This is a genomic window from Pedobacter sp. MC2016-24 (assembly GCF_015223055.1).
Classification (GTDB): domain Bacteria; phylum Bacteroidota; class Bacteroidia; order Sphingobacteriales; family Sphingobacteriaceae; genus Pedobacter.
Window position 1 is genome coordinate 601,030 of sequence record NZ_JADFBX010000002.1, and the last position, 13,645, is coordinate 614,674.

The window sequence follows — 13,645 nt, forward strand, 5'->3', positions numbered from 1 at the left end:
AAACAGTCTCAGTTTTTTTGTTAAGTATTTAATATTTAGTTGTTTAAAGTGCCGGTCAGAATTTCGGTTCTTTCAAAAGGTTTAACTAGGTATGGATTGCGTAGCGACTGGAATTTATTAAAGCTTTATTAAATCAATATACATTTACCACCTTAAATAGATGCTTATGCAAGAAGAAGAAGTATTACTAAAAGAAAATAAAGATCGTTTTGTTCTTTTGCCGATTAAATACCCTGAAATCTGGGAGATGTATAAGAAGACTGAAGCCAGTTTCTGGACTGCGGAAGAAATCGATCTTTCGGACGATCAAAAACACTGGGACAATTTAAATGACGGTGAAAGACACTTTATTTCTCATATTCTCGCATTCTTCTCTGCAAGTGATGGTATTGTAAACGAGAATCTGGCAGTGAATTTCATGAGTGAGGTTCAGCTTCCGGAAGCACGTTGTTTTTATGGATTCCAGATCATGATGGAAAATATCCATGCCGAGACCTATGCATTACTGATTGATACCTATATTAAAGACCCTGAAGAAAAAGACAGATTGTTTCATGCCATCGATACTGTACCTGCAGTAAAAAGAAAAGCAGAGTGGGCTTTGCGATGGATCGACAACGGTAACTTTGCAGAGCGCCTTGTCGCTTTTGCTGCAGTTGAGGGTATCTTTTTTAGCGGCAGTTTCTGTTCCATTTTCTGGTTGAAAAAACGTGGCCTGATGCCCGGCTTAACTTTTAGCAATGAGCTGATCTCAAGAGATGAAGGTTCGCATTGTGAGTTTGCCTGTCTGCTGTATGGTATGTTGAAAAACAAACTGAGCCAGGAGCAGGTTCATGGCATCATCAGCGATGCTGTTGAAATTGAAAAGGAATTTGTTACTGATGCATTACCTGTTGCTTTGATAGGCATGAATGCGAAATTGATGTCACAATATATTGAATTTGTGGCCGACAGGTGGTTGCAGGAGCTTGGTTATGCAAAAATATACAATGCAACCAATCCATTTGACTTTATGGAAATGATCTCTTTACAAGGTAAGACCAATTTCTTTGAAAAAAGAGTAGGGGATTATCAGAAAAGCGGTGTGCTGACTTCTACGGAAGACAAAGCCGCAGCTTTTTCATTGGATGATGATTTTTAGTGCTTCAGGCCATACCCTGGCCGGCGTAAATAGATAAATATTTGAATAACTGGTGCCGATGCTATCTTATACTGTAGATAATATGCACCTAAATACCTAAGAAATATGTTTGTAATAAAAAGAGATGGCCGCAAAGAAGCGGTGAGATTTGACAAGATAACAGCGCGCATTGAAAAGCTGTGCTACGGTTTTAACGCTGAACTTGTAGATCCGATTGATGTTGCCAAGAAGGTAATTGAAGGTTTGTATGATGGTGTTACAACCTCTGAATTGGACAATCTTGCTGCAGAAACAGCAGCCTCTTTAACTACCAAGCATCCAGATTATGCCTTGCTTGCATCCCGCATCGCGGTATCAAACCTACATAAAAACACCACCAAATCGTTTTCAAAAACGATGGAAATGCTTTACAACTATATCGATGCCAAAACAGGTAAACCAGCGTCATTAATTGCTGATGATGTCTGGGAAGTCATTGAAAAGAATGCTGATATTTTAGACAGTACCATTATATATGACAGAGATTTCGGTTTTGATTATTTCGGTTTCAAAACATTGGAGAAATCATACTTGTTAAAAGTGGAAGGTCAAATTGTAGAACGTCCCCAGCATTTGTTTATGCGCGTTTCTGTTGGTATCCATAAAGGTGATATTGAAAGTGCAATTGCAACTTACAATTTAATGAGCGAACGTTGGTTTACACATGCTACACCAACCTTGTTTAACGCAGCAACGCCTAAACCTCAAATGTCATCCTGCTTTTTGTTGACCATGCAGGACGATAGTATCGAAGGTATTTATGATACCCTGAAACAAACGGCTAAAATTTCGCAGAGTGCCGGTGGTATTGGGTTAAGCATACACAATATCAGAGCTACAGGTTCTTATATTGGCGGTACAAATGGTACCAGTAATGGAATTGTACCGATGCTTAAAGTGTTTAATGATACTGCACGTTATGTAGATCAGGGCGGAGGTAAACGTAAAGGTGCTTTTGCCATTTATTTAGAGCCATGGCATGCTGATGTATTCAGCTTCCTGGATTTGCGTAAAAACCATGGTAAGGAAGAATTGCGTGCACGTGATTTGTTCTATGCACTTTGGGTTTGTGATTTGTTCATGAAACGTGTAGAAGCAAATGAGGATTGGAGTTTATTCTGTCCGCATGAAGCTCCTGGATTGGCAGATTGCTTTGGTGAAGAATTTGAAGCGCTATATGAGCGTTACGAAAAAGAAGGTCGTGCCCGTAAAACCATTAAAGCACAAGAACTTTGGTTTGCAATTCTGGATTCGCAGATTGAAACAGGTACCCCTTATTTGTTGTATAAAGATGCTGCCAACAGCAAATCAAACCAACAAAACCTGGGTACCATTAAAAGTTCTAACCTGTGTACTGAAATAATCGAGTATACCGCTAAGGACGAAGTTGCAGTGTGTAACTTAGCTTCATTGGCATTACCAAGGTACGTGATCAATGGGGAGTTTGATCACCAAAGATTATACGATGTAACCTACCAGGCTACAGTAAACCTAAATAAGATCATTGACTACAACTATTATCCGGTAGAAGAAGCCAAAAACTCCAACATGCGTCACAGACCAGTAGGTTTGGGTGTACAAGGATTAGCCGATGCCTTTATTTTAATGCGTTTGCCTTTCGAAAGTGAAGGTGCCCGTATTCTGAATAAAGAAATATTTGAAACCATTTATTTTGCAGCCATGACTGCTTCGCATGATCTTGCAGTTAAACATGGTCCGTACGAAACTTTTGAAGGTTCGCCTTTATCTAAAGGTAAATTCCAGTTTGATCTTTGGAATGTACAACCTGATAGCGGTCGTTGGGACTGGGAAAGTCTGCGTGAAAAAGTGGTTAAAGATGGTGTGTACAATTCTTTATTGGTTGCACCGATGCCAACCGCATCTACTTCTCAAATATTAGGCAACAACGAATGTTTCGAACCATATACTTCTAATATTTATACCAGAAGGGTGTTGAGTGGTGAGTTTATTGTGGTAAATAAACACTTGTTAAAGGATTTAGTAGCTTTAGGGTTGTGGACTCCAGCAATGAAGGACAGAATTATCCTGGCTAATGGTTCCATCCAGGATATTGCTGAAATACCTGATTACATCAAAGAATTGTATAAAACAGTTTGGGAAATTAAAATGCGTAGCATTATTGATATGGCTGCTGACCGTGGCGCTTATATCTGTCAATCTCAATCTTTGAATTTATTTATCAATGCACCAAATACATCGAAACTAACCTCAATGCATTTCTATGCGTGGAAAAAAGGTTTGAAAACAGGTATGTATTATTTGCGTACACAAGCAGCTTCTCAGGCCGTGAAATTTACGGTAGAGAATCAGGCTGGAAAAAATATGGAGCCGGTAATTCCGGAGCATATTGAGCAAAGTGCAGAAGAAATCGTTGAAGGACCAGTTTGTTCAATGGAAGAAGGTTGCATTAGCTGTTCAGGTTAATTACCGGAATCAGATACATATTGAGGGAGTAAGATTAAGTTCTTACTCCCTTTTTTAATGCACAATATTTTACTTATTTGTGAAATGGGGTTCTTTGAGTTCTAGTATATTTGTAGTTCGATGGCTAAACACGAAATCATACCTTGCGAGCGATGCGGCACACCAATAGAGTGTAAAGCCAATTCCTATACCAAATGCCAGTGTAGTGTGGTTCATTTGGATTTAAATGAAGTGCAATACATTAGCGAGCTGTATGAAGGCTGCCTTTGCGCCAAATGTCTGTTTGAATTGCAGCAGGAGTATCGCGATGGCATCGCTTCCTAGACAGCCCTTTAAGAGGACAATCCTGATTCCCGGACAATCTTTTATTTTTTTTGGCTAACTTTGCAGCAAATTATTTGTTGATAGAGAATGGCTAAAGTACAAGTTGGATTGGTACAAATGAGTTGTACCAATAATAAACAAGAAAATTTAGATAAAGCAATCGTTAAAATTAGGGAAGCAGCGGCAAAAGGAGCACAAATTGTGTGTCTACAGGAGCTCTTTACTTCTTTATACTTTTGCGATGTTGAAGATTACGAAAACTTCAATTTGGCTGAGGCTATCCCTGGCCCATCCACCGATGCCTTACAGGTTATTGCAAAAGAATTGGGCGTAGTGATCATTGCTTCCTTGTTTGAGAAACGCACAGCTGGTTTGTACCACAATACCACTGCCGTCTTAGATGCTGATGGTACCTATTTGGGTAAGTACCGTAAAATGCATATTCCGGACGATCCTGCTTTTTATGAGAAATTCTATTTTACCCCTGGTGATTTGGGGTATAAGGTTTTTCAGACAAAATTTGCCAAAATCGGGATTTTGATCTGCTGGGATCAATGGTATCCTGAGGCATCGCGTATAACTGCCTTAATGGGTGCCGAGATCATGTTTTATCCAACGGCAATTGGTTGGGCAACAGATCAGGACGAAGAAACAAATAAAGACCAATACAATGCGTGGCAAACCATTCAGCGTTCACATGCGGTAGCTAATGGGGTGCCAGTGGTAAGTGTAAACCGTGTTGGTCTTGAGCAGAACGGAGCGATGAAATTTTGGGGCGGAAGTTTTGCCACCAATGCGCAGGGCAGGTTACTTTACCTGGGTTCACACGATGAGGAAGAGACGAAAGTTGTAGAGCTGGATTTATCTGAATCTGATTTTTTCCGCAAACACTGGCCCTTCTTAAGAGATCGCAGAATAGACTCTTATCAGCCGATCACCAAAAGGTTTATTGACGAAGATTAAGAGAACGTTTAAGATTTGAGCATGTCATCATTTAACGAAGTAATATTTAACCATACGCCAAAAAAAGCAGGCTATGCTTTTCCAGCGGAATGGGCTAAACACGAAGCAACCTGGTTAAGCTGGCCTCATAAAGAAGCTTCCTGGCCAGGTAAAATTGAAACCATATACGAACCTTATTGCCAGTTTATAAAAATTGTAGCTGAAGGCGAAAAGGTACGAATCAATATCAACGACGATGAAACTAAAGCTTTTGCCATACAAGAGCTGGAGAAAGTTGGGGCAGACCTGGCTAATGTAGAGTTTTATCTGAATCCAACCAATGATGCCTGGTGCCGCGATCACGGCCCTGCATTTTTATTGAATGCTGATGGTACCCAAAAATCTGTTGTGGATTGGGGCTATAATGCATGGGGTGGTAAATACCCACCTTTTGATCTGGACGATGTGATCCCGACTAAAATAGCACAACATTTTGACTTGCCCTTGTATACGCCTGATATCGTGATGGAAGGTGGATCTGTTGAATTCAATGGTGCAGGTACAATCTTAACCACTACCGCTTGTTTATTAAATGAAAACCGTAATCCACATCTCAATAAAGAACAAATAGAAAATTATTTATTGCAGTTTTATGGTGCGGAACAGATCCTCTGGCTGGGAGATGGCATTGTAGGTGATGATACAGACGGACACATCGATGACATCACCCGCTTTGTTAATGAAGATACTGTGCTTACTGTAGTAGAAAGTAATCCTCTGGATGAAAATTATATCCTGCTACAGGAAAACCTGGAAGCACTTAAACAGATGCGTCTGCCAAATGGTAAGGCTTTAAATATTGTTAAACTGCCAATGCCCTCACCGGTAATTCATGAAGACACGCGCTTACCAGCATCTTATGCCAATTTTTATATCGCTAATGCTGCGGTCGTTGTGCCAACTTTCAGAGATGTAAATGATGAAAAAGCCTTGAAAATAATACAAGACGTTTTTCCTGATAGAAAAGTAGTTGGAATCGATTCTACAGACATCATCTGGGGATTGGGAAGTTTTCATTGCTTAAGTCAGCAGGAGCCAGCATTAATTAAATAGATCAATAACCAAACAATACGATATAATGAAATTATTAGAAGGAAAAACAGCACTGATCACTGGTGCTTCTAAAGGAATAGGGCGTAAAATTGCGGAGAAGTTTGCAGAACAGGGAGCTAATGTTGCTTTTACTTATCTATCTTCTGTTGAAAAAGGTCTGGCCCTGGAGCAGGAGTTGCAGTCGTTCGGTACTCAGGTGAAAGGCTATCGCTCTGACGCTTCTAAATTTGATGAAGCTGAGCAATTGATCAATAACATTGTCGCCGATTTTGGTAGCCTGGACATTGTAGTTAACAACGCGGGAATTACGAAAGATGGTTTATTGATGCGCATGAGTGAAGAGAATTGGGATGAGGTGATCAATGTCAACCTGAAATCCGTTTTCAACGTATGTAAGGCTGCTTCTAAGGTAATGATGAAGGCGCGTAAAGGTTCTATCATCAATATGAGTTCAGTAGTTGGTGTACAGGGAAATGCTGGACAAGCCAATTATGCAGCTTCAAAAGCCGGTATTATCGGTTTCTCTAAATCTTTAGCGAAAGAACTGGGATCTCGTAACATCCGTACCAATGTAGTTGCCCCGGGTTTTATCCGTACGGAAATGACAGATGTACTGGATCCTAAAGTAGTTAAAGGTTGGGAAGAAGGTATTCCACTGAAAAGAGCTGGTGAAACTGAAGATGTAGCAAATGTTTGTGTCTTCCTAGCTTCAGAAATGAGTGCTTATGTGACCGGACAGGTTTTGTCGGTTTGCGGTGGTATGCTATAAGAAAACAGATTTAAACTGATAAATAAAGCTTGTATCAATTTACTTTGATACAAGCTTTATTATTTAAAGGCATATTGTGTGCCTTTTTGTGTAACCACTGGTAGTGTTTTGTGTTTTTCAAAATAATCATAACCTGATTTCAGGTTACGCCAAAATACTTCTTGCTGAGGAAATTGTTTGGTGTATTTCGTCACATTGGCTACAGTCATTTTAAATGGAAAAATATAAACCTGAATCTGTTGTTGTCCGTTGTTTTTTGCTTCTACTGCGATTGGATATAGCTCTTTGATTTTATCATCTGTGAGTGGTATGCAACCTACGGTTACACAATTGCCATGAATATAGATGTCTCCTCCAGGCCTTTGCGAGCCGCTCCTGAGCAGATCTATTTTATTCGGGTAGTTTATCCCTAAAGAAAGGTGAAAGTTGCTCTGGGGGTTGAATGCATTGATGACATAGTACCCTTCAGGAGTTTGTAAGTCTCCTTCTTTAATTTTTGGTCCCAAAGTGCCGGAGTGTGCGCAGAAATTATACGTTTTAAACAGTTTATATTCATCCTGATCAGCGGCTTTGAGCCAAACCTCCAATTTACCCTCGGTTTTATACGCAGCCAGAAACAGGCTGAAATTTTCCGGGAATTTTGCAGCCTTCAATTCCTTCTGCAAGCCAGACCATTTTTCATCATAGGCTGTTTTTACGCGGTCGAATTTCAGTTGTTGAGCTTTAAATCCGGATTGAGCAAATGCTGGTAATGTCATGATGCTGATTAACAAGGTTTTGGTCCAGGTTTTCATATTTGTCGGAAAAAAAATGTTTTGCATCTGAAATTAGGCTTATTTTTTTAAAATTTAGCATCTTTACCCAAATGCGTATGAGCGATTCCTTTACAGTGTATACGGCCTTATCTTTAGTTGCCTGTTTTGGGGTAGCTTTACTGTTGGCCTGGTTGCTGTACAGAAAAACGGAGCATTTAGATCGACGCTTAAGATATGCGTTGTTTGCCATCCGGACCGTTGCTCTTGGTCTGATCGGCTGTCTGCTTGCTTTTCCTTTAATCAGAAGTGTTTCATACAACCTAGAAAAGCCAATCATCCTGATTGCACAAGACAATTCCATTTCGGCAGGAAACATTGAACCTGCAGGGTTTAACAAGCAGCAATATGAAAAAAACCTCAAAGACCTGGCGAAACAACTGGAAGATGACTATGAGGTAAAAGTCTATAATTTTAGTGATGTGGTTAGTCCGGGTTTTGATTTCAGCTACAAGGGTAAATTAACCAATGCATCTCAGCTGATCACTCAGTTAAATGATGCGTATTTAAACCGGAATATAGGAGCCGTAATTTTAGCAACTGATGGCATTTTTAACCGTGGCGGGACACCTTTGTATGAGGTGAACAAATTAAAAGCTCCGGTATATACCATTGCCTTAGGCGATTCAGTAGCTAAAAAAGACCTCATGATCGCCAGTATAAATTACAATGACCTGGTTTATCTCAATAATGAATTCATCTTGTCTATCCAGGTACAGGCATTTGACAGTAAAGGGATGCATACTACTTTGTCGGTGCTTGATAACGGCCGTAATGTATTTGAAGAACAGGTGCAGATCAATGAAAATGCTTTCGTTAAAAATATACAGGTTAAGTTAAAAGCAAGTAAGCTGGGACTTCAAAAATATACCATCAACCTTAGCCCGCTTGCGCATGAGGTTTCGGAGAAGAACAATACCCAAAGTGTTTTTATAGAAGTTATAGATGCCAGGCAAAAAATTCTGATTGCGGCAGCGGGCCCGCATCCAGATATTTCTGCTTTAAAGCAGGTGATTGCACAAAATAAAAATTACGAAGTGAAAATTGCTTTGGCCGATGATCTGAATTCGGTTAATCTTAAAGACTACGGTTTGGTTGTTTTGTATCAATTGCCATCAGTTAGCTATGATGCTACAGGTTTTTTGAACAAGTTACAACTTACGAATGTCTCCATCTGGCATATTTTAGGTGCTCAAAGTAATTTCAATGCGTTCAATCAAATTCAAAAAGAGGTTCATATCGTAAATGCCAATGCTCCATTACAAGAGGCCTATAGTCACGTAAATACTGGCTTTACAGCCTTCAATCTAGATGATCAGGCTGTAAAGCAAATCGAGGCTTATGATCCCTTACTCATGCCTTTCGGAAAGGTGCAGTTCAATGGAAATGCTATGGTGGTTTTAAATCAGCGAATTGGTAAAATCGATACAGAGAACCCTCAGTTGTTTTTTATGTCAGACAATGGACGTAAAACCGGTTATCTGATAGGAGAGGGTTTATGGAGGTGGAAACTCTCAGAAGCAGAGACACAAAAAGAAACCTCTGTTTTTAACGATCTGATTTCTAAAAGCATCCAATATCTTTCCGTAAAAGACGATAAGCGTAAGTTCAAGGCATATACAACCAAAAATGCTTTCGATGAAAATGAACCAATACTGATCAATGCGGTATTGTATACCGATAGTTACGTACCTGTAAATACACCTGATGTAGCTGTTCAGATCAAAAGTCAGGACGGTAAAACCTATAATTTTTTATGCTCCAGAACAGAAAATGCCTATCAACTTAATGCGGGAGCCTTACCTTCAGGTAGCTATTCTTATATGGCAAGCACAACTTTTGGCAATCAAAAATACACCGCAAAGGGTATGTTTTATGTTCATGCACTGATCGCAGAATATCAGCAAACGGCCGCCAACCATCAGTTGTTAAATACCATTTCCAAACAAACCAATGCTGCCATGTATATGCCTCAGGACATAAGTAAACTGGCTGAGGTAATCAAAAACAATGAACAAATTAAAACCGTAAGTTATGAAGACCGAAAATACCAGGAATTGATTAACTTCAAATGGCTGTTTGCTTTGATTATGGTACTGTTAACTACAGAATGGTTTTTCAGAAAGCGGAACGGCGAAATGTAATTTAAATTAAACGAAGATGCAGATCAGTACCATGGAGACTATCGAGACGCTTGGAACCATTTCCTTTGCTGTTTCTGGCACTTTTGCGGCCATGCAGCGCCGACTGGATCCTTTTGGAGTGCTCATCATTGCATTTGTAACCTCCATTGGCGGTGGTACGGTACGTGATATGTTACTTGGCGATACACCTGTAGCCTGGATGCGCGACGTAAATTATTGTTTGCTGATCTTACTGACTTCCTTGGGAACCATATTTTTTAAAACACACGTTAAAAAGTTTAAAGTCACCTTATTCTTGTTTGATTCTATGGGCCTGGGCTTGTTTACCATGCTGGGCATCCAAAAAGGAATTATGTTTGGTTTAAGTCCGGGTATTTGCGTTGCATTGGGAACCATTACCGGCTGTTTTGGAGGTGTAATCAGGGATACTTTACTGAATACAATTCCTTTAATTTTCCACAAGGAAATTTATGCAACAGCCTGTATTCTGGGCGGGATACTTTACTTTAGCCTTCAATATTTTAATTTAAAGCAGGATGTAGCAACCATTATTGTGATCGCCTTCATATTTACCTTGAGGGTTGTTGTGGTTAAGTATAAGCTTACCTTACCTAAATTTGGATATTAGTTTTTAGGTGCTTCTTTTATAATGACAAAGACATCTTCATTATCTTTCTTCATGAAGTACTTTTCCCGTGCAAATTTCTCAGCCGTGTTTAAATTGGTACTCAGCTCATTCAGGTCTTTCTTTACCTGGGCAGTTTCCCTGGTATAAAAATCCTTTTCTTCCTGTAACTTATTTACCTGCGACCGGAATTCATATTGAGAAATCATGTCGTTCCTGTCAAAAAACAACATCCATACTGCAAAAGCAGCTACGGATAGGAAGTATTTATTGCGGACAAGATCTAATACGCGATTCATGATACAAATATATAGGAAAAAAACTGATATCTGCACAAGGCTGTATGTTCTTATTGAATCAGAAAATGCCTGTACAAAAAAAGGCGGAATCATTATGATTCCGCCTGGTCTTTATGGTTCCTTTGGATACCGGTTATTTCTTCAAAAATTTAAAGTCTTTGCCAATAAAGCGTGCAGCAGAACCCAATTCTTCTTCAATACGCAGCAATTGATTGTATTTAGCGATCCTGTCTGAGCGGGAAGCTGAACCGGTTTTGATCTGACCACAGTTTAATGCAACGGCTAAATCAGCAATAGTTGTATCTTCTGTTTCTCCACTTCTATGACTCATTACTGAAGTATAGCCATTGGTTTGTGCCAGGGATACCGCATTGATGGTTTCAGTCAATGAACCGATCTGGTTCACTTTCACCAAAATTGAGTTTGCTGTATTGTTGTCAATACCGGTTTGTAATCTTTTTACATTTGTTACGAACAAATCATCACCAACCAATTGAACTTTATCACCAATTTTCTCCGTTAACAATTTCCAGCCATCCCAGTCATCTTCACCCATTCCGTCTTCAATAGAAATGATAGGATATTTTTGAGTTAACTGAGCCAGGTATTCAGCTTGTTCTGCACTGGTACGGATCGCTCCTTTTTCGCCTTCAAACTTAGTATAGTCGTATTTGCCGTCTTTGTAAAATTCAGAAGCAGCACAATCAAATGCTAAAAAGATTTGCTCACCAGCTTTGTAACCTGCCTTTTCAATCGCTTTAATAATGGTTTCAACAGCATCTTCAGTACCGTCAAATGTTGGTGCAAAACCACCTTCATCACCTACTGCAGTAGATAAACCCCTGTCATGCAAAATGGCTTTCAGGTTATGAAATACTTCGGTACCCCATCTTAATGCTTCAGAGAAAGAAGATGCGCCAACAGGCATGATCATAAATTCCTGAAAAGCAATCGGAGCATCCGAGTGGGAACCACCGTTAACGATGTTCATCATTGGGATTGGAAGGATGTTTGCATTTACACCACCAATATAGCGGTATAAAGGTTGGCGGCTTTCTTGTGCAGCAGCTTTAGCTACAGCCAAAGATACACCAAGGATGGCATTGGCACCTAAATTACCTTTGTTTTCTGTTCCGTCCAATTTAATCAATAAGCTATCAATCGCATTTTGTTCAAATACATCAATTCCTCTCAATTCATCAGCAATCTTATCATTTACATTGGCAACTGCTTTTAAAACACCTTTACCCATATATACAGATTTGTCATTGTCGCGAAGCTCTACAGCCTCGTGTATGCCAGTTGAAGCACCTGATGGTACGGCAGCGCGACCCAGGACACCATTTTCTGTCATTACATCTACTTCAATTGTAGGATTACCGCGGGAGTCAAGTATTTGACGCGCATGAACATCGATTATTAAACTCATTTTTTAATATTGGTTTTTAGTGAAATTAGCTTAGTGTAAAATTTACAATTACTAAGCGATACTCAAAGTTATAATAAATTTTAAATTTTAGGGATTGATAATGATTTTTTTTGAATTAAGCCTTAGTTAAGATACAGTTACGTGTTAAAAAATGAGTGCTGATGGGTCTAAACAAATTTTTTGTGTTTTCACGTTTTTTAATTTAAATACTTTATTTAATTACAGCAAAGATCTTAGAACTCCGGTAATTTTATGGGATCTGTGAGTGAGCTAATGGCACGCCCGAAAATAGTCTGAATATGCTCCTGCTTTTGTATAACTATTGGTTTAGTTTTGTCGAACAAGAGTAGGAGGAGAGTCGGAGAAAGTCAGGCTAACATTCGACTCTGCTAAAGGCTCATACAAAGCTGCATGTCAGGCCCCAAATCCTTAAAATAATTTGGTGCCATCTGATTTGATTTTTTATTCCCACTTGAACACCTTAACCGCTACCGCATAGATGCCAATTCCCCAGATGATCATAATCAGGATCTGGTGTTTGACATCCCAAAGTCCGGCGCCTTCAAATGCTACTTTTCTCATGGCATCGTTCAGGTAAGTTAGTGGTAAAGCCCTGCTGATTGGCTGTAGCCAGGTAGGAAAGGCATCGATAGAAAAGAAGGTGCCTGATAACAAAAACTGGGGCAGTGTAATGATATTGGAAATCGGAGGAATGGTACTTTCACTTTTGGCGATACCTGAAACCACAAATCCAAATCCCATAAAGACAATGAGGCCGATAATGGCCAGTACCAGCATGTTTAAAATGGTGACTACTCCATTAATTAAAGTAAAATGAAAAAAGAAATGTCCGATCAGGATGATGAAGATGGCGCCAAGTAAGGCAAATCCAATTCTGGCTATACCCTCCCCAAAAACAATGCTCGATCTTCTTACCGGGGTGGCAAAAAAACGTTTGATCACCAGGGTCTGTCGCAAGCTGAAAAACACAAATGCAGTACCAAATACACCTGTACTTAGTAAAGAGAAGCCCAATTGGCCAGGTAAAATGAAATCAATGGTCCGGTAGGTTCTGCCTTCTACAGTACTTTCTTTAATCTCCGCCACAGTAGGCACGATGTCCCTGGTATTTAACGTATACATCAGGTTGTTTAAAACGGATTTCAAGATACTTCCTTTGTCAATCGAGGCAGAAGTGTATTGAACATTTGCGATATAGGCAGGCTTACCCGCTTCATTCTTTTTAATGTTAATCAGGGCATCGATATTTCCTTTTTCCAAACCAGTTTTGATCTCCCCCTGATCTTTATCTTTTACCAGATTAACGACCGGATTATGGGAAAGCGCAGCAATGATCGGGTTTTGAACATCTGATTGTGGATCAACTGCCAGTTTTACCTTGATGCCACCACCACCGAGAAAGCCAAATACCAGGATGAAAATTAAAGGAAAGGCCAGGGTAAAAACAACAGCCGATGGGCTACGCATGATGGAACGGAAACTTGCTTTTGCAAGGGCCAGGGTAGCTTTTGTATGATTATAAGGTTTGCTCATTTTTGTATT

The 13,645-nt window shown here is 39.7% G+C and carries 12 protein-coding genes; 8 read left to right on the plus strand and 4 right to left on the minus strand.

Annotated elements, in window-relative coordinates; translation table 11 throughout:
* Nucleotides 1-166: 166 nt before the first annotated feature.
* From IM797_RS08215 to fabG, 6 genes are all read left to right on the plus strand, one after another.
* Complete coding sequence (locus tag IM797_RS08215; RefSeq protein WP_194126611.1) at nt 167-1,141, plus strand: ribonucleoside-diphosphate reductase small subunit; 975 nt, start codon at nt 167-169, stop codon at nt 1,139-1,141.
* A 105-nt stretch (nt 1,142-1,246) separates the two neighbouring features.
* Nucleotides 1,247-3,625, plus strand: a complete 2,379-nt coding sequence (locus IM797_RS08220; protein WP_194126612.1) for a ribonucleoside-diphosphate reductase subunit alpha — start codon at nt 1,247-1,249, stop codon at nt 3,623-3,625.
* Between the two features lie 120 nt (nt 3,626-3,745).
* On the plus strand, nt 3,746-3,949 hold the full coding sequence (locus IM797_RS08225; RefSeq protein WP_194126613.1) for a cysteine-rich CWC family protein: 204 nt from the start codon (nt 3,746-3,748) through the stop codon (nt 3,947-3,949).
* Nucleotides 3,950-4,036: 87 nt separating this feature from the next.
* Nucleotides 4,037-4,912 (plus strand): carbon-nitrogen hydrolase, encoded by an 876-nt coding sequence (locus IM797_RS08230; RefSeq protein WP_194126614.1) that lies wholly within the window; start codon nt 4,037-4,039, stop codon nt 4,910-4,912.
* A gap of 21 nt (nt 4,913-4,933) precedes the next feature.
* Nucleotides 4,934-6,004 (plus strand): agmatine/peptidylarginine deiminase, encoded by a 1,071-nt coding sequence (locus IM797_RS08235; protein WP_194126615.1) that lies wholly within the window; start codon nt 4,934-4,936, stop codon nt 6,002-6,004.
* A gap of 25 nt (nt 6,005-6,029) precedes the next feature.
* Nucleotides 6,030-6,773 (plus strand): 3-oxoacyl-[acyl-carrier-protein] reductase, encoded by a 744-nt coding sequence (gene fabG, locus IM797_RS08240; protein ID WP_194126616.1) that lies wholly within the window; start codon nt 6,030-6,032, stop codon nt 6,771-6,773.
* A 59-nt stretch (nt 6,774-6,832) separates the two neighbouring features.
* Here fabG and IM797_RS08245 read toward each other — a convergent pair whose 3' ends face one another.
* Nucleotides 6,833-7,594 carry a murein L,D-transpeptidase family protein gene (locus IM797_RS08245; protein ID WP_228098760.1) on the minus strand — a complete coding sequence of 254 codons (762 nt, stop codon included), beginning with the start codon at nt 7,592-7,594 and terminating at the stop codon, nt 6,833-6,835.
* A gap of 50 nt (nt 7,595-7,644) precedes the next feature.
* On the opposite strand from IM797_RS08245, the gene IM797_RS08250 reads away from it, so the two are divergent.
* Nucleotides 7,645-9,729, plus strand: coding sequence for a vWA domain-containing protein (locus IM797_RS08250; RefSeq protein ID WP_194126617.1), 2,085 nt, complete (start codon nt 7,645-7,647; stop codon nt 9,727-9,729).
* A gap of 16 nt (nt 9,730-9,745) precedes the next feature.
* Entirely contained in the window at nt 9,746-10,357 is a 612-nt protein-coding gene (locus tag IM797_RS08255) for a trimeric intracellular cation channel family protein (RefSeq protein WP_194126618.1), read from the plus strand.
* Here IM797_RS08255 and IM797_RS08260 read toward each other — a convergent pair.
* The 3 genes from IM797_RS08260 to IM797_RS08270 form a co-directional block, all read right to left on the minus strand.
* On the minus strand, nt 10,354-10,653 hold the full coding sequence (locus tag IM797_RS08260; protein WP_194126619.1) for a septum formation initiator family protein: 300 nt from the start codon (nt 10,651-10,653) through the stop codon (nt 10,354-10,356). The two genes, IM797_RS08255 and IM797_RS08260, sit on opposite strands and share 4 nt — an antisense overlap.
* Before the next feature lie 133 nt (nt 10,654-10,786).
* Nucleotides 10,787-12,082 carry a phosphopyruvate hydratase gene (eno, locus tag IM797_RS08265; RefSeq protein WP_194126620.1) on the minus strand — a complete coding sequence of 432 codons (1,296 nt, stop codon included), beginning with the start codon at nt 12,080-12,082 and terminating at the stop codon, nt 10,787-10,789.
* Between the two features lie 462 nt (nt 12,083-12,544).
* Nucleotides 12,545-13,636, minus strand: a complete 1,092-nt coding sequence (locus IM797_RS08270) for an ABC transporter permease (protein WP_194126621.1) — start codon at nt 13,634-13,636, stop codon at nt 12,545-12,547.
* Nucleotides 13,637-13,645 lie beyond the last annotated feature (9 nt).